At 68.6% G+C, this 20,676-nt stretch carries 18 protein-coding genes, 2 tRNA genes and 2 rRNA genes (1 of these 22 only partly in view); 6 read left to right on the plus strand and 16 right to left on the minus strand.

Annotated elements, in window-relative coordinates; genetic code table 11:
- From QFZ27_RS36790 to QFZ27_RS36805, 4 genes are all read right to left on the minus strand, one after another.
- A 23S ribosomal RNA gene (locus tag QFZ27_RS36790) occupies positions 1 to 730 on the minus strand (it extends 2,010 nt beyond the left edge of the window).
- A 335-nt stretch (positions 731 to 1,065) separates the two neighbouring features.
- Positions 1,066 to 1,141 (minus strand) — tRNA-Ala (locus QFZ27_RS36795).
- 5 nt (positions 1,142 to 1,146) lie between these two features.
- A tRNA-Ile gene (locus tag QFZ27_RS36800) sits at positions 1,147 to 1,223 on the minus strand.
- 183 nt (positions 1,224 to 1,406) lie between these two features.
- Positions 1,407 to 2,892: ribosomal RNA gene (locus QFZ27_RS36805) — 16S ribosomal RNA — on the minus strand.
- Together the 16S and 23S rRNA genes with 2 tRNA genes alongside form the textbook arrangement of a ribosomal RNA operon.
- Before the next feature lie 746 nt (positions 2,893 to 3,638).
- On the opposite strand from QFZ27_RS36805, the gene QFZ27_RS36810 reads away from it, so the two are divergent.
- Positions 3,639 to 5,015 carry a M23 family metallopeptidase gene (locus QFZ27_RS36810; protein ID WP_429231806.1) on the plus strand — a complete coding sequence of 459 codons (1,377 nt, stop codon included), beginning with the start codon at positions 3,639 to 3,641 and terminating at the stop codon, positions 5,013 to 5,015.
- Here the strand turns inward: QFZ27_RS36810 and QFZ27_RS36815 are convergent.
- From QFZ27_RS36815 to petA, 6 genes are all read right to left on the minus strand, one after another.
- Complete coding sequence (locus QFZ27_RS36815) at positions 5,012 to 5,779, minus strand: VOC family protein (protein WP_429231808.1); 768 nt, start codon at positions 5,777 to 5,779, stop codon at positions 5,012 to 5,014. The genes QFZ27_RS36810 and QFZ27_RS36815 overlap by 4 nt on opposite strands.
- The gene (locus tag QFZ27_RS36820) at positions 5,779 to 6,339 is read right to left on the minus strand and encodes a DUF924 family protein (RefSeq protein WP_429231810.1); all 561 of its coding nucleotides are present in this window, start codon (positions 6,337 to 6,339) and stop codon (positions 5,779 to 5,781) included. The genes QFZ27_RS36815 and QFZ27_RS36820 overlap by 1 nt, the downstream gene beginning before the upstream one ends.
- The gene (locus tag QFZ27_RS36825; RefSeq protein WP_429231812.1) at positions 6,336 to 8,045 is read right to left on the minus strand and encodes an acyl-CoA dehydrogenase family protein; all 1,710 of its coding nucleotides are present in this window, start codon (positions 8,043 to 8,045) and stop codon (positions 6,336 to 6,338) included. Before QFZ27_RS36825 ends, QFZ27_RS36820 begins: the two co-directional genes overlap by 4 nt.
- Before the next feature lie 80 nt (positions 8,046 to 8,125).
- Positions 8,126 to 8,926, minus strand: coding sequence for a cytochrome c1 (locus QFZ27_RS36830; protein WP_429231814.1), 801 nt, complete (start codon positions 8,924 to 8,926; stop codon positions 8,126 to 8,128).
- 2 nt (positions 8,927 to 8,928) lie between these two features.
- On the minus strand, positions 8,929 to 10,200 hold the full coding sequence (locus QFZ27_RS36835) for a cytochrome b (RefSeq protein ID WP_429231816.1): 1,272 nt from the start codon (positions 10,198 to 10,200) through the stop codon (positions 8,929 to 8,931).
- Between the two features lie 25 nt (positions 10,201 to 10,225).
- Positions 10,226 to 10,810: a ubiquinol-cytochrome c reductase iron-sulfur subunit gene (gene petA, locus QFZ27_RS36840; protein WP_429231818.1), complete on the minus strand. Its 585-nt coding sequence runs from the start codon at positions 10,808 to 10,810 to the stop codon at positions 10,226 to 10,228.
- 185 nt (positions 10,811 to 10,995) lie between these two features.
- On the opposite strand from petA, the gene QFZ27_RS36845 reads away from it, so the two are divergent.
- A complete protein-coding gene (locus QFZ27_RS36845; RefSeq protein WP_429231820.1) occupies positions 10,996 to 11,454 on the plus strand; it encodes a tRNA (cytidine(34)-2'-O)-methyltransferase in 459 nt (152 codons plus the stop codon).
- A 78-nt stretch (positions 11,455 to 11,532) separates the two neighbouring features.
- The gene (gene hemF / locus QFZ27_RS36850; protein ID WP_429231822.1) at positions 11,533 to 12,396 is read left to right on the plus strand and encodes an oxygen-dependent coproporphyrinogen oxidase; all 864 of its coding nucleotides are present in this window, start codon (positions 11,533 to 11,535) and stop codon (positions 12,394 to 12,396) included.
- Between the two features lie 165 nt (positions 12,397 to 12,561).
- Here hemF and QFZ27_RS36855 read toward each other — a convergent pair whose 3' ends face one another.
- Positions 12,562 to 12,969, minus strand: a complete 408-nt coding sequence (locus tag QFZ27_RS36855; protein WP_429231824.1) for a hypothetical protein — start codon at positions 12,967 to 12,969, stop codon at positions 12,562 to 12,564.
- Positions 12,970 to 13,373: 404 nt separating this feature from the next.
- Between QFZ27_RS36855 and QFZ27_RS36860 the strand changes: the two genes are divergently transcribed.
- A complete protein-coding gene (locus tag QFZ27_RS36860; RefSeq protein ID WP_429231826.1) occupies positions 13,374 to 14,039 on the plus strand; it encodes a dihydrofolate reductase family protein in 666 nt (221 codons plus the stop codon).
- A 221-nt stretch (positions 14,040 to 14,260) separates the two neighbouring features.
- Here QFZ27_RS36860 and gfa read toward each other — a convergent pair whose 3' ends face one another.
- Positions 14,261 to 14,830 carry an S-(hydroxymethyl)glutathione synthase gene (gene gfa / locus QFZ27_RS36865; RefSeq protein WP_429231828.1) on the minus strand — a complete coding sequence of 190 codons (570 nt, stop codon included), beginning with the start codon at positions 14,828 to 14,830 and terminating at the stop codon, positions 14,261 to 14,263.
- Positions 14,831 to 14,980: 150 nt separating this feature from the next.
- Between gfa and QFZ27_RS36870 the strand changes: the two genes are divergently transcribed.
- Complete coding sequence (locus QFZ27_RS36870; protein ID WP_429231830.1) at positions 14,981 to 15,919, plus strand: aldo/keto reductase; 939 nt, start codon at positions 14,981 to 14,983, stop codon at positions 15,917 to 15,919.
- 4 nt (positions 15,920 to 15,923) lie between these two features.
- Here the strand turns inward: QFZ27_RS36870 and QFZ27_RS36875 are convergent, their stop codons facing one another.
- From QFZ27_RS36875 to QFZ27_RS36890, 4 genes are all read right to left on the minus strand, one after another.
- Complete coding sequence (locus QFZ27_RS36875) at positions 15,924 to 16,772, minus strand: alpha/beta fold hydrolase (RefSeq protein ID WP_429231832.1); 849 nt, start codon at positions 16,770 to 16,772, stop codon at positions 15,924 to 15,926.
- Positions 16,773 to 16,954: 182 nt separating this feature from the next.
- Positions 16,955 to 18,157 (minus strand): CCA tRNA nucleotidyltransferase, encoded by a 1,203-nt coding sequence (locus QFZ27_RS36880; protein WP_429231834.1) that lies wholly within the window; start codon positions 18,155 to 18,157, stop codon positions 16,955 to 16,957.
- 263 nt (positions 18,158 to 18,420) lie between these two features.
- Positions 18,421 to 19,035 carry a CoA pyrophosphatase gene (locus QFZ27_RS36885; protein WP_429231836.1) on the minus strand — a complete coding sequence of 205 codons (615 nt, stop codon included), beginning with the start codon at positions 19,033 to 19,035 and terminating at the stop codon, positions 18,421 to 18,423.
- On the minus strand, positions 19,032 to 19,502 hold the full coding sequence (locus QFZ27_RS36890; protein WP_429231837.1) for a DUF1285 domain-containing protein: 471 nt from the start codon (positions 19,500 to 19,502) through the stop codon (positions 19,032 to 19,034). The genes QFZ27_RS36885 and QFZ27_RS36890 overlap by 4 nt, the downstream gene beginning before the upstream one ends.
- Before the next feature lie 162 nt (positions 19,503 to 19,664).
- Here QFZ27_RS36890 and QFZ27_RS36895 point away from each other — a divergent pair, with 162 nt between their 5' ends.
- Positions 19,665 to 20,672 carry an AAA family ATPase gene (locus tag QFZ27_RS36895; RefSeq protein WP_429231839.1) on the plus strand — a complete coding sequence of 336 codons (1,008 nt, stop codon included), beginning with the start codon at positions 19,665 to 19,667 and terminating at the stop codon, positions 20,670 to 20,672.
- The last annotated feature ends 4 nt before the right edge of the window (positions 20,673 to 20,676 follow it).

Here is a 20,676-nt window from a genome sequence, read left to right on the forward strand (position 1 = left end):
AACGGACGTGGGTTCGGTCCTCCAGCGGGTGTTACCCCGCCTTCAACCTGGCCATGGCTAGATCACCCGGTTTCGGGTCTAACGCGTGCAACTCTGACGCCCTATTCAGACTCGCTTTCGCTGCGCCTACACCTCTCGGCTTAAGCTTGCTGCACACGCTAAGTCGCTGACCCATTATACAAAAGGTACGCCGTCACGGAACAAGTCCGCTCCGACTGCTTGTAGGCATCCGGTTTCAGGTCTCTTTCACTCCCCTCGTCGGGGTGCTTTTCACCTTTCCCTCACGGTACTGGTGCACTATCGGTCACTGAGGAGTACTTAGGCTTGGAGGGTGGTCCCCCCATGTTCAGACAGGATTTCACGTGTCCCGCCCTACTCATGGATCACACCCGGTTTACCCGTACGGGGCTATCACCCGCTATGGCCCGACTTTCCAGACGGTTCCGGTTATGTAGATGTGATCACTGGCCTGGTCCGCGTTCGCTCGCCACTACTAACGGAGTCTCGGTTGATGTCCTTTCCTCCGGGTACTGAGATGTTTCAGTTCCCCGGGTTCGCTTCCGTCACCTATGGATTCAGTGCCGGATACCGCATAAGCGGTGGGTTTCCCCATTCGGAAATCTGCGGATCAAAGGGTGCTCGCCCCTCCCCGCAGCTTATCGCAGCGTGCCACGTCCTTCATCGCCTCTCAGTGCCAAGGCATCCACCAGATGCCCTTAAACGCTTGATCTCAGCTTCTTCTACTAGAGAAGCACCGCGCACAGTGGCAAGCGCCCTGAACCCAGGACTCTCGGCACCATACATCGACGCCTCTCCCCGCAGCCGGAACAATCCTCGCCTTGTGACCAGTCAGGGCAAGCCCCTCAGGTCCAAGACGGCGATCGTTCCGTCTTCGCATTCTCTTCACAATGTCCAATATCCGCGATCACTTGCGCGATCTGCCACAGCTCCATCCGGAGCTGCGATCCGTCGTCTTCTCTCGTTCCAGCTTAACCTTTAGCGTGGCCTATCGCGCTTCGCGCTACTTGAGGCCTCATCGTCAGCCCCTCGTCTTCTCACACCATTTGGTGGAGGCGGACGGGATCGAACCGACGACCTCATGCTTGCAAAGCACGCGCTCTCCCAACTGAGCTACGCCCCCAAGGGTGGTGGGCCAGGGAGGATTTGAACCTCCGACCTCACGCTTATCAAGCGCGCGCTCTAACCAGCTGAGCTACTAGCCCTAAAAGCTTGATGAACCGGCGTCTGGCCTATCGCTTCGCTGCCGGAGACCAATCCCGAAGGATCAGCGCCGCAGCGTCGCTCGAGGCCAGCCGGTTCATCGGCTGGAACGGAGAAGGGATACGTGGCCGGCGGCCTTCAGCCTCATGATCGAGACCTAGGCTCCAACTGTCGGGCATCCTTAGAAAGGAGGTGATCCAGCCGCAGGTTCCCCTACGGCTACCTTGTTACGACTTCACCCCAGTCGCTGATCTCACCGTGGCCGGCTGCCCCCATTGCTGGTTAGCGCACCGTCTTCGGGTAAAACCAACTCCCATGGTGTGACGGGCGGTGTGTACAAGGCCCGGGAACGTATTCACCGCGGCGTGCTGATCCGCGATTACTAGCGATTCCAACTTCATGCACCCGAGTTGCAGAGTGCAATCCGAACTGAGACGGCTTTTGGGGATTAGCTCCAGGTCGCCCCTTCGCTGCCCACTGTCACCGCCATTGTAGCACGTGTGTAGCCCAACCCGTAAGGGCCATGAGGACTTGACGTCATCCCCGCCTTCCTCCGGCTTGTCACCGGCAGTATCTCCAGAGTGCCCAACTGAATGATGGCAACTGAAGAGGAGGGTTGCGCTCGTTGCGGGACTTAACCCAACATCTCACGACACGAGCTGACGACAGCCATGCAGCACCTGTGTGGAAGCCAGCCGAACTGAAGAACCCGGTCTCCCAGGCCCATACTTCCCATGTCAAGGGTTGGTAAGGTTCTGCGCGTTGCTTCGAATTAAACCACATGCTCCACCGCTTGTGCGGGCCCCCGTCAATTCCTTTGAGTTTTAATCTTGCGACCGTACTCCCCAGGCGGTGTGCTTATCGCGTTAGCTGCGCCACCGAACAGCAAGCTGCCCGACGGCTAGCACACATCGTTTACGGCGTGGACTACCAGGGTATCTAATCCTGTTTGCTCCCCACGCTTTCGCGCCTCAGCGTCAATACCAAGCCAGGTGGCCGCCTTCGCCACTGGTGTTCTTCCCAATATCTACGAATTTCACCTCTACACTGGGAATTCCACCACCCTCTCTTGGATTCAAGCTCGCCCGTATCAAATGCAGTTCCCAGGTTGAGCCCGGGGCTTTCACATCTGACGCAACGAACCGCCTACGCGCCCTTTACGCCCAGTCATTCCGAACAACGCTTGCCCCCTTCGTATTACCGCGGCTGCTGGCACGAAGTTAGCCGGGGCTTCTTCTCCCACTACCGTCATCATCGTCGTGGGTGAAAGAGCTTTACAACCCGAAGGCCTTCATCACTCACGCGGCATGGCTGGATCAGGCTTGCGCCCATTGTCCAATATTCCCCACTGCTGCCTCCCGTAGGAGTCTGGGCCGTGTCTCAGTCCCAGTGTGGCTGGTCATCCTCTCAGACCAGCTACCGATCGTCGGCTTGGTGAGCCGTTACCTCACCAACTACCTAATCGGACGCGGGCCCCTCTTCCGGCGATAAATCTTTCACCCGGAGGTCGTATACGGTATTAGCCAAAGTTTCCCTTGGTTGTTCCGTACCAGAAGGTAGGTTCCCACGTGTTACTCACCCGTGCGCCACTCCCCTTGCGGAGCGTTCGACTTGCATGTGTTAGGCCTGCCGCCAGCGTTCGTTCTGAGCCAGGATCAAACTCTCAGGTTCGACTTCAGATCCAGCCAGCTTGCGCCAACCAAACCCTACTAGTGGAGCGCTCCACCCCAGTCCGAAGACCGAGGCTGCACCTCACACACCTGAGCCATCCACGTCGAACCGGCTTGCGCCCGCCCGACGCTCATGACTCTACTAGCGTCCGAGATACCGCGCCCGCTTGTTTGTGCCCTCCAACCGAAGACCAAACCGCCGGCCGCGTATCCCTTCTCCAATGCTTCTCACTTGTCCAAGATCCGTCGCCCTTACCACCAGCTTCCTGGCTCCAGAGCCGCATCCGCCCGTCGCGCCTTCCCCTTCCAGGGCCGGCCCGCCAGGGCGAAACGTCGATGTAATCCTTCCGACTTCTCAGTGCAACCAGATTTTCATCTGCTGCCCTGTCCGACCCGCCGTTTCGCTTTCGCTCGCCGCCGTGTCGTCGTCGGTGAGGCGGTTTATAGGGGGGTCACCGGAGCCTGTCAAACGCTTTGTGACGAAAATTTTTCGAACAGCGTTTTCTCCTCGCGAGGCGCTTTCCCGCGCAAGGCAGAGAGCTCCAGACACCACCGGATCGGGCGCTTCCGCCCGATCCGGCCAGCCCTAATATGGATAGTCGCGCATACGCGCGCAAGGGAACCAGGGAGGATTTGGAGGCGCCGGGCCGGTTGACCTGATTCCGCCGCTCCCGCATCTTCGGCCGGTGATCCAGGCGCGCCCCGCCTTGCGGGCGGCCTCCCCACCGCCCCTCGGAGACCGATCCATTGCGAATCGCGCCGTTCGGAGTCCTGTCGTTTCTCGCTTTGGCCGGTCTCGGGGCCGGTGCCGTACTGCTCCTCCCCGAATCGCCGCACCAGGCCGATGCCGCCACCGGCGGCCCGGCGGTCCCGACGTTCCAATCGGATCTGCGCGAGCAGATCGCCTATGACGCGCTGCTTCCCGACCTGGACGAGCCGGCGGACTGGGTTCTGGCGGGCGTTGCCGAAGGCCTTGCCCGGCCGCAGGTCCCGCGCGGCACCGAGCGTCGGGTGGTCGAGGTGGCGCCGGGCGACACCCTGACCGGCCTGCTGGCAGAGGCCGGGATCGCCGAGGACGAGGCCCATGCCGCCGCGACCGCTCTCGATGGGCTGTACGACCCGACCAAGCTGCGAATCGGACAGCCGGTCACGGTGACCTTCGACCGCAGCGGCGGCGAGCGCGTGCTGAAGGCGGTCAGCCTGATGCCGGAGGTCGACCGCACCGTCACCGCCCGGCGCATGCCCGACGGCGATTTCCGCAGCAGCGAGGCCGAGCGGGCGCTGGAGAGCCGGCCGGTCGGCATCACCGGCGAGATCGATTCGAGCCTCTATGCCGATGCGACCACGGCCGGGGTTCCGGATGCGGTGGTGCTGTCGCTGCTGAAGACCTGGGCCTATTCGGTCGATTTCCAGCGCGACCTGCAGCCGGGCGACCGATTCGCCGTGCTGTTCAGCCAGGACCACAGTCCGGACGGCAGCGTCGCCCGGCTCGGGCCGGTCGAGATGGCGCGGCTCGAGCTCGGCGACAAGACGTTGACCATGTACCGGTTCGAGAGCCGCGACGGCACGGTCGACTATTACGACCGCGACGGCACCAGCGTCCGCCGGCTGCTGCTGCGCACCCCGGTCGACGGCGCCCGGCTGACCTCCCGGTTCGGCGCCCGGCGCCACCCGGTCCTGGGCTACACCCGGATGCATCGCGGCGTCGATTTCGGCGCCTCCAGCGGCACCCCGATCTACGCCGCCGGTGACGGCACGGTGGAGCTGATCGGCACCCAGCGCGGCTATGGCCGCGTCATCCGGCTGCAGCACAACGGCAGGCTGTCGACCGCCTATGCCCATATGAGCCGCTTCGCCCGGCTGAAGAAGGGCGCGCGGGTCAAGCAGGGCGACGTGATCGGCTATGTCGGCTCCAGTGGCATGGCAACCGGACCGCATCTGCATTACGAGGTGCTGGTCGCCGGCGCCCAGGTCAACCCGCTGAGCGTCGACCTGCCGACCGGCACCACGCTGGCCGGCCGCGACCGGACCGAGTTCCGGCGCCGGGTCGAGGCGATCGACCGGGAGTTCCGGCAGCTGACCGAGGAAGCACCGGTGGCCTCGGCCGGCCGGGTCGACGGTTAACCGGCGAAGCGCAGCGCCAAACCGGTTCCCGGCAAGGGCGGCACCTTGATCTCGCCCGGATGCCGGACATGGCCGACATGGCCGGCCCGCAGCGCCGCTTCGCAGGCATCCAGGTCGCGGGTCGCGAGGTGCAGCATCGGCTGGTCGCCGACGCCGAGGATGAAGCCGCCGATCACGACCGAATCGCCCTCCCGCCGCGCCCCGTCCAGCGCCGCCCAGGTGGCCAAAGCCGGCTCGGCGAGCGGTGCCGGCAGGTCGAGTCGGAGGACGGCGGTGGCGCCATTGGCGTGGCGCTCCCATTCCGGCCGGCGCAGCAGCTCCGGCGTCCGGTGCTCGCAGGCGAAGAGCGGCAGGCCGAAGGCGTCGCGCCGGGCCGGGTAGGACAGCCGGAAGGCGGGCTGCACCGGCCCCTCCGGCAGATCCAGCAACCGGGCCAGATCGCGCGCCTTCTCTCCGCCGGCCCCCGCGGCGTCGAAGGCAGCCGCGGCCGAATCGGCCGAGCGGGTGGCGAGGGAAATGCCGAGTAGCCCCTCCCCGTCCCGCGCCAGGCGCTCGCCGAGGCCGTTGTCGAACTGGGTCTGGTCGAGCACGCCGAGCAGCTCGATGTAATCCGCCTCCAGCATGACGCAGTAATTGGCCGTGCCCCAGCCGATGTGCCGGCCGCGCGGCGTCACGGTGAAGCCGAGTCGGCGCCAGGTGTCGCGCGCCGCATCCAGCGCCGCCACCGCCAGGATGACGTGGTCGAGCCCGGTGATCGCTGCCATCAGAAGCCCCCGTGCTCGGCCAGGTGAGCCTCCTCTTCCGGCGTGCTGGCGCGGCCGAGGATGGCATTGCGGTGCGGGAAGCGGCCGAAGCGCTCGATCACCTCGAGATGGCGCCGGGCATAGCCGACATACTCCTGGTCGGCGATCCCGGCGGCCTGCAGGTCCAGGCTGCGCCGCTGGTCGGCCAGGTCCTCGCTGTGCTCGAAGGGCAGATAGAGGAACAGCCGGTGGTCGTCGGTCATCGACGGATCCTGGTCGAAGCCCTGGCCGACCGCGGCCTTGGCCACGGCCAGCGCCTTCTGATCGGTGGCGAAGGCGCGCGACGTGCCGCGGAACAGGTTGCGCGGGAGCTGGTCGAGCAGAATGCAGAGCGCCACGGCGCCGAGCGGCGAGCCGGCCCAGTCGTCGTGCCGGCCGGACGCGGCCTCCTCGTGCAGGGTCAGGAAGCGGGCGCGGATCTCGGCGTCGAAGCCGGCATCGCCGGAAAACCAGCGCTCCTTCCCGGACTCCTCGAACCAGAAGGCCAGCAGGTCATGGGCGGAGACGGAGAGTGGGGTCATGCGGGGCAGAGTCCGTAGCCGATGATGTCGTCGAACAGGGCATGCAGCGGATCCTCGGCGAGGTCCACCATCCCGTGCGGGTCGAGCCGGAGGGCGAAGCGGCCGGCCATCAGCGCCTTGCGCCGGTCGCCCTCGGCCAGGTCGGCGGCCGCCTCCTCCAGCATCAGGCAAGCGGCCAGCAGCTCGGCCGCCGGATGCATCAGCCGGCGGGCCAGGCGCGGCCCGTCCTCCGGCCGCGCCCGCAGATGGGCGAAGCCGGCGCGGCAGCCGTCGAGCAGCGGACGCAGCCGCGCCGCGATCGGCTGCAGTGCCCCGGGGGCCGCATCGAGGATGCCGGAGATGCGGTCGAGCAAGGCCTGATCGCCGGGCAGCTTGCCGATGGTGGCGCGCAGGAACTCCAGCGCCTGGACATTGGCCGGCCCCTCCCACACCGCGGTGACCAGGGCGTCGCGGTAGAGCCGCGCGGTCGGCCATTCCTCGGTGTAGCCGTTGCCGCCGACGATCTCGACCGCCTGGGCGGCAGCCGCCGTCGCCTCGGCCGCAGTCCAGTACTTGGCCAGCGCCACTGCGGCGCGGCGCCAGCCCTCGACCGCCGGCTCCTCGCCCGGCGCCTCGAAGGCCATGGCCGCCTCGAAGGCCAGCGCCGCCGAGGCCTCCTGGGTGGCGGCGAGGTCGAGCAGCGAATCGCGCATCATCGGCGTGGCGCGCAGCAGCGTGCCGCCGACCCGGCGGTGGCTGGTCCAGGCCAGCGCTTCGAGCACGGCGCGGCGATGCATGCCGGCGGCGCCGAAGGCGTTGTGCACCCGGCTGTATTCCAGCGCCTCCAGCATTGCCTTGAGGCCGTGCGGCGGCGGCGCCACCTCGACCGCCCAGGCACCGTCCAGCACGGTCTCGCCGGTGGCGAGGCCGCGGGTGCCGACCTTGTCCTTCAGGCGGCGGACATGCAGCCGGTTCGGCGTGCCGTCCGGCAGCATCGAGGGCACCAGGTAACAGCCCAGGCCGCGCGCCCCGTCCGGCGCGCCGCGCGGCCGGGCGGTGGCCAGCGCCAGTCCGGCCCCGGCATTGCTGGTGAACCATTTCAGGCCGGTCAGGCGCCAGGCCGCGCCGTCCGGCTCCGCCACCGTGGTGGTGGCGGCGACATCGGTGCCACCATGCAGCTCGGTGGCCCAGGTGCCGCCGGACAGCGCCTGGCCGTCCATCCGGGTCAGCTGCGGCAGCCACTGGCTGCGGACCGGATCCGGGGCCAGCCGGTCGAGCGCCCAGGCGACGGCGCCGGTCAGCGTCACCGGGCAGTGCAGCGACACATCGGCCTGGGACAGCACGCCGCCCATGACGAAGGACAGCAGATGCGGCGCCCGCTCCGGCCCGCCCCCCTCTGAACCAAACGCCAGGCCGACAACGCCGCGGCGATAGGCGTCGGCGTGGCAGGCGCGGTATTCGGCGTTCAGCACCACCCGGCCGGCCGGCGCGCCGGTGCCGTCATGGCTTTCGAGCCGCGGCGGCGCGTGCCGGCTGGTGTAGTCGGCCTGCGCCTCCACCGCGTCGCCGACCCAGCCGCCGAACTCGGACAGCCGGTCGCCGAAGCGCGGCAGCAGGTCGGGGCTGCGCCGGGCCAGGCGGCGCTGCAGGTCGCGGTCGGTGGTGAACAGGTTCAGGCCGCGGATGGCGGGCGGAAGCGCGAGCGGTCGGGTCTCGATCCGGTCCATGGCGGGGCCTCCTAGCAGCGATGCCCCAAAATAGCACGAGGCGGCGCAAGCGCCGCCTCGTGCCGGATCGGAAGCCTATCTCAGTGAGCGTTGGCCCAGACCTTGCGTTTCACCGAGTACAGGAGGCCGGCGAAGATGATCAGGAACAGCACCACCTTGACGCCGGTGTGCTTGCGCTCCTCCATCGACGGCTCCGCCGTCCACATCAGGAAGTTGACGACGTCCCAGGCCTCCTGCTGATGCGTCGCCTTGGTGCCGTCGCTGTAGGTCACCGCGTCGTCGCCCAGGATGTTCGGCATCGCCGTGACATGGCCGGGGAAGAAGGCGTTGTAGTTCAGCCCGTCCGGCACCTGGAAGCCTTCCGGCGCGTCATGGAAGCCGGTGAGGAAGGCGTAGATGTAGTTCGGGCCGTCGGTCTCGCCGCCCTCGCCGCGCGCCTTGGCCATCAGCGACAGGTCGGGCGGCAGCTTGCCGCCATTCGCCGCCGCCGCCGCCTTGTCGTTCGGGAACGGGTTGTGGAACTTGTCCGAGGGCAGCGCCGTGCGCTCGATCGGCTCGCCGGCGTCGTTGGTGTCGGCCACCTTGTACTCGGCGGCGATCGCCTTGACCTCGTCCGCGTTGAAGCCGAGCCCGGTCAGGTCGCGATACGACATCAGGTGCATCGAGTGGCAGGTCGAGCAGACCTCCTTGTACACCTGGAAGCCGCGCTGGGCCGAGGCCCGGTCGAAGCTGCCGAAGAAGCCGCCGAAGGTCCAGTTCTGGGCCGGCGGCTCGGCCCCCTCCTCCGCCGCCCGGGCGGCCGGAAGGGCAGTGCCGAGGGTCAGCAGCAGGGCCGCGGCGGCGAGGGCGGATCTGAGCATGATCTTGTCGAGGAGCGGCATGGTCACGCCTTCACCGTATTCGTAGCGGCCGACGGCCCGAGGACGGATTCGCTGATGCTGCGCGGCAGCGGCAGCGGCCGTTCGATCTTGCCCAGGATCGGCAGGATCACCAGGAAGTGCAGGAAGTAGTAGACCATGCCGACCTGGCCGATCAGCACCGGCAGACCTTCCGGCGGCTGCGACCCGGCATAGCCGAGGCCGATCACCGAGGCGACCAGGAGCCAGAAGCACCAGCGGTAGATCGGCCGGAACCGGGCACTGCGGACCCGGCTGGTGTCGAGCCAGGGCAGCACGAACAGGATGGCGATGGCGCCGAACATGGCGATGACGCCGAGCAGCTTCGCCGGGATGCCGAACAGGCTGAAGGTGATCGAGCGCAGGATCGCGTAGAACGGCAGGAAGTACCATTCCGGGACGATATGCGCCGGCGTCTGCAGCGGGTTGGCCTGGATGTAGTTGTCGGCATGCCCCATCAGGTTCGGCGCGAAGAACACGATGAAGGCATAGAAAATCAGGAACACGGCGATGCCGAAGCTGTCCTTGGCCGTGTAATACGGGTGGAAGGGCAGCGTGTCCTGCGGCCCCTTGGGGTCGATGCCCGAGGGGTTGTTCGAGCCGGTGACGTGGAAGGCGCCGACATGGATGACGACGACGCCGAGGATCACGAACGGCAGCAGGAAGTGCAGCGAGTAGAAGCGGTTAAGCGTCGGGTTGTCGACCGCGAAGCCGCCCCACAGCCAGGTGACGATGTTCTCGCCGACCAGCGGGATGGCGGAGAACAGGTTGGTGATGACGGTGGCGCCCCAGAAGCTCATCTGGCCCCAGGGCAGCACGTAGCCCATGAAGGCGGTGGCCATCATCAGCAGGAAGATCAGCACGCCGAAGATCCACACCAGCTCACGCGGGCTCTTGTAGGAGCCGTAATACAGGCCGCGGAAGATGTGGATGTACACGGCGATGAAGAACATCGACGCGCCGTTGGCATGGATGTAGCGCATCAGCCAGCCGTAATTGACGTCGCGCATGATGCGCTCGACCGACTGGAAGGCGAAATCGACATGCGGCGTGTACTGCATCGACAGGAACAGGCCGGTGGCGATCATGATCACCAGCATCATCCCGGCGATGGCGCCGAAGTTCCAGAGGTAGTTGAAGTTCCGCGGAGCCGGGTACTCGCCGTACTCCTTGTACATCATCGAGAAAATCGGCAGCCGCGAATCGACCCAGCGGATCGCCGGGTTCTTGAAGGTCGAGGGCTGGGCTGAGTGTGCCATAAGAAGTCTCTCCGGAACGAGCGGCTCAGCCGATCTTGACCTTGGTGTCGGCGGTGAAGGCGTAGGTCGGCACGGCGAGATTCTGCGGCGCCGGACCCTGCCGGATGCGTCCGGAAGTGTCGTAGATCGACCCGTGGCAGGGGCAGAACCAGCCGCCGAACGGGCCGCGGTTCTCACCCGGATTCTGGCCCAGCGGGATGCAGCCGAGATGAGTGCAGACGCCGATGACCACGAGCCATTCCGCCTTCTGCACACGCGCCGAATCGGGCTGCGGGTCGGGCAGCTGGCTGAGTGGCACCTCTTCGGCGGCCTTGATCTGGTCTTCCGGCCGGTGGCGGATGAACACCGGCTTGCCGCGCCATTTCACGGTCAGGGACTGGCCGACGGCCACCGGCGCCAGGTCGACGTCGATCGAGGCCAGGGCCAGGACGTCCTTCGACGGGTTCATGCTGTCGATCAGGGGCCAGGCCACGCTGGCGACGCCAACCGCGCCCACCGCGCCGGTCAGGAGATACAGGAAGTCGCGACGAGTGCCCCCCTCCCCGGATCCATGATCCCCGGTTGGCGTGTGACTCGGGCCCGGCGCGCCCTGGAGGGTGGTATCCGACATTGTTGCAACGGTCCTTCTCGGTCGACCTTATCTTCCCCCGCGCCTCCCGAGCTGGCTTTGGCCCGGGGCGACGATGCCGTATCCCGGGCAGGAGGCGGCCACGGGTCTATACAATGCCATTCCGACCCTTGCAATTCGCTAGAACCGCCCAGCGACGCAGCACCGCGGCACGGAGTCGACCGATCATGCGCCTCGTCCTCTACGAACCCGACATCCCGCAGAACGCGGGCACGATGATGCGGCTGGCGGCGGCGCTGGGCGTCGCGGTCGACCTGATCGAGCCCTGCGGCTTCCTGGTCGACGACCGGCGGCTGCGGCGCGCGGCCATGGACTACGCGGATTTCCTCGATCTCACGCGCTGGACCAGCTGGCGGCGCTATGCCGAGACGGCCCATGCCGGGCGGCTGGTGCTGCTGACCACCAGGGCCAGCCAGCCCTATGCCGGCTTCGCCTTCGCCACCGACGACCGGATCATGGTCGGGCGCGAAAGCGCCGGCGTGCCCGAGGCGGTGCATGCTGCGGCGGATGCCCGCATCGTCATCCCGCTGCGGCCGGAGGCGCGTTCGATCAATGTCGCGACCGCGGCGGCGATGGTGCTGGGCGAGGCGATTCGCCAGACCGGCGCCGGGCCCCGAGGGCCCTGAGGTCCTGCGGCGCGGTTGGCCATTCCCGCCCTCGCCGCCCCGCCCTATGGTGCGGGCGCTGCAACAAAGGCCCGCCGCATGAGCCCGACCCCATCCGATCTGGTCGAATCCCGCAAGGCCGAAGCCGCCGCCTGGTTCGCGACGCTGCGCGACCGGATCTGCGCCGCCTTCGAGGCGATCGAGGACGACTATGCCGGCCCGTTTTCCGACCGGCCGCCGGGGCGCTTCGAGCGCCGGGCCTGGGACCGGCCGGGCGGCGGCGGCGGCGTGATGTCGACGATGCACGGCCGGGTGTTCGAGAAGGTCGGCGTCAACATCTCGACCGTGCATGGCGAGTTCTCGGAGGCATTCCGGGCGCAGATCAAGGGCGCCGAGGGCGACGGCCGGTTCTGGGCCTCCGGCATCAGCGTCGTTGCCCATCTGCAGAGCCCGCTGGTGCCGGCGGTGCACATGAACACGCGGCGGATCGAGACCTCGATCGGCTGGTTCGGCGGCGGCGCCGACCTGACGCCGATGGTTCCGGACCAGACGGACACCGCGGAATTCCACGCCGCGCTGCAGGCCGCCTGCGACCGGCACGACCCCGGCTACTACCCGCGCTTCAAGGAGTGGTGCGACCGGTACTTCTTCCTGCCGCACCGGGACGAGCCGCGCGGCGTCGGCGGCATCTTCTACGACAATCTCGACAGCGGCGACTGGGACGCCGATTTCGCCTTCACCCGCGATGTCGGCCTGGCCTTCCTCGACGCCTATCCGCGCATCGTCCGCCGCCACATGGACCGGCCCTGGACCGAGGCGCAGCGCGCCTACCAGCTGCAGCGCCGCGGCCGTTATGTCGAGTTCAACCTGCTGTACGACCGCGGCACCACCTTCGGGCTGAAGACCGGCGGCAACACCGAAGCCATCCTGATGTCGCTGCCGCCTCTCGTCGCTTGGCCGTAGGACAGCCGGCCCTCTTGGCCGTTGAGATTCTTTAAGCGAAGGCAGGCCATTCGCGCGCGGACGCGCGCAGCCCCTCCCCCTGCCCCCCCCTCCCGCAAGTGGAGGGGGAGAGTGGAAGGCTGGGTTGGGCTTGGAAATCGGCAGGCGTGACGAGCGACGCAGCGCTCAGCTGCTGTCCGGGTCCGGTGGCTCCGGCACATGCCGGCCGGTGGCGGAGTCGGCCGGCTCGACGGACCAATCGTCCGCAGTCTCGCGATCGGCCGCTTCGGTCTCCACCGGCGGGACGGGCGTCATCTCGCAGCCCTCGTCCCAGCTCTGCGGCAGCCGCACCGGCGGGTGGCCGATCTTGCGGCAGACCTCCCACACGAATTCCTCGGCCGACAGCGTGTCCAGCTGCGCGTCGAGCATCTCGTCCTCGACCAGCGTCTCCCACGCCATCGCCCGCATGCATTCGGCGTCCACCCCGCGCTCGGCCTGTGCCGTGGCCTCGCCGACCATTTGCGCCGCGCGCTCGCGCCGCTGCCGGCGGCGGTCTTCCTCGCCCGAGGCCTTGCGCTCGTCCCGCCGGGTCATGAAGCCGGTGCGGATTCCGGTCGGTCAGGGCGACCGTCAGACGCACCGAGCGCGTCAGCCGCGCCTGGATCAGGCCGAAAGCCGGCGGCGCCTTCGGGTCGTGATGCGCCCGCTCCTGCTGCCGCTCGATCAGCCGCTTGCAGCGCATGTCGATCTCGGCCGCCCCGCGCAGCGTGGTCAGCGCCCAGCCCGTCCAATGCATGTCGGGTTCGGTCGGCCGGATCGGTTCGGATTGCGCCTCATCCATGGAACATAGCATGAACGAAGATCGCGGATGCGCGCAATGAACATTGTGTTCACAGGCCCGGACGCAAAGAGATGGCCGGCCTGTCGGATCGCCGTCTCACCGGCCGTCCTAGGAACGATCCCGGCGTGCGAGACGCCGCCATCGACAGGAGAACGAGATGAGGAAGGTCGTGGCCGCCGCGTTCCTGAGCCTGGACGGCGTGATGCAGGCCCCCGGCGGGCCGGAGGAGGACCCGGACGGCGACTTTACCCTGGGCGGCTGGACGTTCCACCACTGGGATGATGTCATGGGCCGGGCCATCGACGAGGCCTTCGGCATCCCGTTCGATCTGCTGCTGGGCCGCAAGACCTACGAGATCTTCGCCGCCCACTGGCCGCGCGTCCCAGCCGACGACCCGGTCGGCACGCTGTTCAACCGGGTGACGAAATATGTCGTCACCAGCTCGACCGCACCTCTGGCCTGGCGGAACTCCGTCGCCCTGCGCGGCGACGCGGCGCAGGCGGTGGCCGAGCTGAAGCGGCACAACGGGCCGGACCTGCTGCTGCAGGGCAGCAGCGAGCTGGTCCAGACCCTGCTGGCGCATGACCTGATCGACGAGTTCAGGCTGATGACCTTCCCGGTCGTGCTCGGCTCCGGCAAGCGGCTGTTCGGCCGCGGCGCCATCCCGGCCGGGCTGAAGCTGGTGAGCAGCCAGGTGTCGACCACCGGGGTGGTGATGAGCAGCTATGTCCGGTCCGGCGAGGTGACGACCGGGTCCTTCGCCCTGGCCGAGCCGACCGAGGCCGAACTCTCCCGGCGCGAGCGGATGCAAGGGGAGAAGTGAGCCTGGATCTATAAATGCCTGGCGCAATCAAATTGCCTCTCCCGCCTGGCGGGAGAGGTCGGGCGTCCGCAGGACGACCGGGTGAGGGCTGGCCCGGGCCTCGACAAAGAGCCCTCACCCGGAGCCGCTTCGCGTCTCCGACCTCTCCCGCAAGCGGGAGAGGCAAAAACTCACAGCCGTGCTGCGATCAGGATAACCCGATCTGGCCCGAACTCAGTCCGCTATGCCGGCAGGGCGCCGGAGCGTTTGGCGGTCCAGGTCGCGACGTAGTCCATCAGCCCCGGCGACAGGCAGTCATAGGGCGGCAGACCGAGCTGGTTGAGCCGGGCCCGGATGCCTTCCATGCGGCTCGGGTCGACGCCCGATTCGATGATCGACGAGACGAAGGCGGCGAAGGTCGGCGCGGCATAGCCGCTGCTTTCGAACCGCTCCGGATGGATGAAGGACAGACCCTTGAACGGGTGGTCGCGCTCGACCGGACCGTGCAGATGCACGCCGCATTGCTTGCAGGCATGCCGCTGGATCAGGGCGCTGGGATCGACCACCGCCAGCTTGTCGCCGTTCTCCAGCACCGTCACCTTGTCGGACGGCACCACGGCGACGACCGAGAAGGCCGTGCCTTTCGGCTTCCAGCACTTGGTGCAGCCGCAGGCATGGTTGTGGGCGACGTCGCCCTCGATGCGCACCTTGACGGGACGATCGGTGCACAGACAGGTCAGCGTGCCGCCCTGGAAGCTGCCGGACCCTTGGCGCACGCCGCCGTCGACGACCGGGTGTATGGACTCGCTCATCGCGTTTCTCCCTATTGTAGGTTCGTTGACCCGGATGGTCGTTCCGGCGGAAGTGTCGGACATGCGCGGCGGAATCTCTATTGGACCCTCGGACGAGAAATGGTGCCAAGATCGGGCTTCAGCCCAGCCTGAGCCACCCCGAGGAGCATCATGTTCGATCCCGTTGAGCGCCGTCCGGTCGGCCGCACCACGCTGCGCGTGTCCCGCCTGGGCATCGGCGGCGGCAGCCTGTTCAGCTCGATCGGCGACACCGCCGTGGTCGCGCTGGTCGACCATTGCTGGGACCGTGGCCTGCGCCATTTCGATACTGCCGCGCTTTATGCCGGCGGGGTCAGCGAGACACGGTTCGGCACGGCGCTGGCGCACCGGCCGCGCGACGAGCATGTGCTGTCGACCAAGGCCGGCCGCACCAATGAGGACGGCGAGAACCGCTTCGACTACAGCCGCGACGGCATCCTGCGGTCGGTCGAGCGCAGCCTGGCCAAGCTGAAGCGCGACCGGCTGGACATCGTCTTCATCCACGACGTCACCCCCGACCTGCACGGCGACGCCTATGAGGCCCGATTCGCCGAGGCGATGGACGGCGCCTATCCGGCGCTGGCGGAGCTGCGCAGCCGGGGCGTGGTCGGCGCGATCGGCGTCGGCGTGAGCAACTGGCAGGTGTGCCAGCGCTTCGCTGAGGCCGGCGAGTTCGACTGCATGATGCTGGCCGGCGGCTACACCCTGCTGAAGCAGGATTCGGTGCCGTTCCTCGACGATTGCGTGACGCGCGGGATCTCGGTGCTGGTGGCGGCGCCGTTCAACACCGGCATCCTGGCGACCGGCGCGGTCGAAGGCGCGCGCTACCACTACAAGCCGGCGACGCCGGAGGTGCTGGAGCAGACCCGGCGGATCGAGGCGGTGTGCCGGCGCCACGACGTGACGCTGCCGGCGGCGGCGCTGCAGTTCCCGCTGCGCCATCCGGCTGTCGTCAGCGTCGTCGTCGGCCACCAGTCGGCCGACGAGGTCGACCGCAACCTGGCACTGCTGCGGCAGGACATCCCGGAGGTGCTGTGGGCCGAGCTGGCCGCGGAGCGGGTGTCGGCGTAGGCCCCTACGCCGCCGCGGTGTGCTCGGCGATCGCGGTCACGAACGCATCCCAGTCCGCGGGATGCAACTCGTGCCCGCCGCCGTCGATCCGCACCAGCGGGGCGCCCGGCACGGCGGCGGCGAGCGCGGCGCCGTGCTCGGCCGGGAAGATCGGGTCGGACGTGCCGTGGATGACCAGCAGCGGCGCCTGCAGCTCGCTCAGCCGGCCGCGCCACCGGTCGCCGCCCTTCAGCATGAAGTGGTTGGTGGCGCTGGCGAAGCTGCGGGCACGGTCATAATCGGCCTCGATCAGCCGGCAGGCGGCGGCCGCGTCATGCGGATGGGCGGTGCCGGCGATCACGCGGACGTCCCGGAGCATGAAGTCGATCACCTGCGCCCGGTCGGTCCAGTCGACCGATTCGCCGGAGGCAGCGTGCTCCATATAGGCGGCGATGGTCTTCGGCAGCTGCGAGGTGTCGGTACCGACCGGCGAGGTGCTGATCGCGGTCAGCGAGGCGACCCGGTCCGGATGCGCCAGCGCCGCGATCTGCGCGATCATGCCGCCGAGCGACATGCCGACCACATGGGCACGGCTCAGCCCATAGCCGTCGAGCACGCGGATGGCGTCGTCGGCCATCTCGTCGAAGCCGTAGGGCGGCTGGCCCGGCGGATAGAAGGTCGACAGGCCGGTGTCGCGGTTGTCGTAGCGGATCACGTGGCGGCCCTGCTCGGCCAGACGGCGGCAGAACCCTTTCGGCCACCACAGCATCGAGGCCATGGCGCCCATGACCAGCAGCACCGGCGGGTGCGCCGGGTCGCCGAAGGCCTCGGTCGCGATCTCCACGCCGTCGGCCGTGACGGTCTTCTGGTTCATTTCTTCCCCTCCCCTTTTCGTCAGTCTGGCCGTTTTGGACCAATGGCCCGAAACATCGACCCGTCATGGCGAGCCCCGAAGGGGCGTGGCCATCCAGCGGCTCGATCTCTGGATGGCCACGGCGCTCCGCGCCTCGCCATGACGGAAATGAACCGGAGCGGCAATCTCAACGGCCGCTGGGATCAGACCCCCGCCAACTCCCGCAGCCGGCCGAGGCTTTCGTCGCGGCCGGGGCGCAGGCCCTGGCTGATCCACCAGCGCTCGATCTCGACCAGGGTCCGGCCGACGGCGGGGCCGGAGACGCCGAGGGCGACCACGTCGCGGCCGCGCACCGGCAGGCTCGGCACATGCTCCTTCTCCAGCACCGCCAAAGCGCGCTTGAAGCTCCAGCGCTTCGGCGCCGCGGCCCAGGCCAGGCGCAGCCGGTCGCGGCCGCCGGCGCGGCCGTGCCGGTACAGGAGCAGCCGAACCCCGACCTCGTCCGGCGCGTTGTCGAGCGTGCTGTCCCGCAGCCCGATCAGCCGGTCGCGCTCGTCATTCGACAGCTTCAGCCGCGCGGCCACCGCCGCCGCGTCGCCGCGCAGCAGCGCCGCCAAACGCAGCAGGGGGTCGGAGCCGGGCGCGACCTGGACCAGCCCTTGCAGCCGGGCGATGTCGCCCTCCTCGCCGATCACGCGCCGGGCGATGCCGGCCTCGACCATCGCCCGCCAGACCGGCACCGGGTCGGGCGCGGCCAGCAACTTCAGCAGCTCGGCCCGCACCCGCTCGCCCGACAGCCGGTCGAGGTGGCCGGACGCGGCGGCGCAGGCAGCCAGCGCCGGCGGGTCGAGCTCGCCCTGGCCGTAATGGGCGTGGAAGCGGAAGAAGCGCAGGATGCGCAGCGCGTCCTCGGCGATGCGCTGCGCCGGGTCGCCGACGAAGCGGACCCGGCCGGCCAGCGCGTCGGCCACCCCGCCGAAATAGTCGTGCACCGCGCCTTCGGCATCGGCCGACAGCGCGTTCATGGTGAAGTCGCGCCGCGCCGCGTCGGCCCGCCAGTCGGCGGTGAACTCGACCACCGCGTGCCGGCCGTCGGTCTCGACATCGACCCGGAGCGTGGTGACCTCGAAGCTCTTGCCATGCGACCGGGCGGTGACCGTGCCGTGCTGCAGCCCGGTCGGGATCACGCCGAGCCCGGCATTGTGCAGCGCCACCATCACCGCCTCCGGCTTGAGCGGCGTGGCGATGTCGACATCCGCCGCATCGCGGCCGAGCAGCGCGTTGCGGACGCAGCCGCCGACGAAGCGCGGGTCGAAGCCCGGGATCGACAGGGCGTTGATCACCGCCCGGGCGGCGGCATCGGTGGCCCAGCCGGGCAGCGGCGACAGGCGATGCGAAGCCCGCATTTCTCACCCTCCCTGTGCCCTGCGCCATCGTCCCATGCCCGCAGGGCAGGAGAGTCGCGCAGCGCGATGCGGCACATCGGGCAAGCCGCTCGACGCACCCTGCGGGCATGGGACGATGGCCCGGAGGGTCGCCTTGCGGTGGCCGCCTGCGGGGGCGGGCCGCTCGACCGTAGTGCCGCTACGCCCTTCGCGTCCCGCCCCCGCATCCGACTCACCGCAAGGCGACGCAGGGCGCAGGGAGGGTGAGAAATGCGGGCTATACGTCATTCCGTGGTCCCGAGCAGCACGTCGCGGAGATTCCTCAGGATGCCCGCGGTCACGCCCCAGACATAGCGGTCGCGATAGGGGAAGGCATAGTATTGCCGCTCCACCCCCTGCACGGTGATGCGGTGCAGCTTCGGGTTGGTCGGGGCCAGGATGAAGGCCAGCGGCACCTCGAAGATCTCGGCCACCTCGAACGGATCGGGCGCGGTCTCGAGCGGCGGCGTCAGCAGGCCGACGAAGGGCTGGATCTCGAAGCCGGTGCGGCTGACATAGGTGTCGAGCCGGCCGACGATCTCGACCTTGTGCCGGGGCAGACCGATCTCCTCCTCGGTCTCGCGCAGCGCCGCCGCCAGCGGATCGGGGTCGCCCGCATCGACGCCGCCGCCGGGAAAGGCGATCTGGCCGGCATGGGCGGTCAGGTGCGGCGTGCGCAGGGTCAGGAGGATGGTGTCGCCGTCCGGCCGCCGGACGATCGGCACCAGCACCGCCGCCGGGCGCAGGCTCGCCAGCGGCTTCAGGTCCGGGTTCAGGTCGTGGTCGCCGCGGGAGAGTACCGGCCGGTAGCGCCGCAGCCGCTCCAGATCGGCCACGATCGCGGGCGACTCGGTGCTCACGCCTGGTCCAGCGGGAAGAATGTCCGGTGGCTCCAGACCCCCATCCGGCCGTCCCGGGCGACGGCGATCTCGGCCAGCTCGTAGAACACCGGGCGCGACAGCAGCGCGTCGAGCCCCTCGGCGATCCGGATATAGGGCGACGGCTCGCCGGTGTCAGGGGCGAAGGCGACGCGGATCGGATGCTCCGGCCCGGCCTCGCGGACCGCGTCGAGATTGGTGCGGAAGGTCAGCACCTGATCCTCGCCCGTGCCCGAGACCTCCACCGCCACGGCGACGAAGGGCGCGTCGTCGACCGTGATCCGCCCGCGCTCCGCCCGGGTGATCAGCCAGTAGTCGCCGGCTGCGTCGCGCCGCAGCACGGTGGCGAACAGCTTGACCAGGGGCAGGCGGCGGATCGGGCTGCCATGATAGTACCAGGTGCCGTCGCGGCCGATGCGGATGTCATAGGCCTCGTCCGCAGCCGCCATTTCCGTGGAGGGGGGGGTGCGCCGGGCGCCGGCCAAAGCCGCGTCAACGGCGCCTGCGTCAGACTGCGCCTGGGCCGGTTGCGTTTTCTTGGACTCGCCGTCGCTCAATTCCGCCATACTCTTGCAATAGATCCGTCAGTTCACCGGCAGAGCGGCACGCCCATGCAAACGACCGTCCCGACCGAGCTCGACACCCCGGCCACGCCCGCCGACATCGATGCGGCGGTGGAACGGTTGGCCGCCGTGCGCAGCATGATCGGCCGGGTCATCTTCGGCCAGCAAGAGGTGATCGACCAGAGCCTCGTGACGATCCTGGCCGGCGGCCATGTCCTGCTGGTCGGCCTGCCCGGCCTGGCCAAGACCCGGCTGGTCGAGACGCTCGGCACCGTGCTGGGCCTCGAGGAGCGGCGGGTGCAGTGCACGCCGGACCTGATGCCGGCCGACATCCTCGGCTCCGAGGTGCTGGAGGAGAGCGAGACCGGCCGCCGCAGCTTCCGCTTCATTCCCGGCCCGGTGTTCAGCCAGCTGCTGATGGCCGACGAGATCAACCGCGCCAGCCCGCGCACCCAGTCGGCGCTGCTGCAGGCGATGCAGGAGCACCGGGTGTCGATCGCCGGCCGCTACCTGCCGCTGCCGGAGCCGTTCCACGTCCTGGCCACCCAGAACCCGCTGGAGCAGGAGGGCACCTATCCCCTGCCCGAGGCGCAGCTGGACCGTTTCCTGATGCAGGTCGATGTCGGCTACCCCGATCTGGCGTCGGAGCGGCGGATGCTGCTGGCCACCACCGGCGTGCACGAAGCCCAGATCGAGGCGGTGATCAGCGCCGACACGCTGCAGCGGACCCAGCGCCTGGTGCGCCGGCTGCCGGTCGGCGAGACGGTGCTGGAGGCGATCCTGTCGCTGGTCCGCGCCGCCCGCCCCGATTCGACCGACCTGCCGGAGGTGCAGCGCATGGTCGGCTGGGGCCCCGGCCCGCGCGCCAGCCAGTCGCTGATGCTGGCCTGCCGCGCCCGCGCCATCCTGACGGGCCGGACCTCGCCCTCGGTCGACGACGTTGCCGCCCTGGCCCGCCCGATCCTGCAGCACCGCATGGCCCTGACCTTCGCCGCCCGGGCGGATGGCGCCACCATCGCCGACGTGGTCGAGCGGCTGGTCGCGCGCCTGGGCTGAGGCC

The organism is Inquilinus ginsengisoli (assembly GCF_050434925.1).
Taxonomy (GTDB): Bacteria; Pseudomonadota; Alphaproteobacteria; order DSM-16000; family Inquilinaceae; genus Inquilinus; species Inquilinus ginsengisoli_B.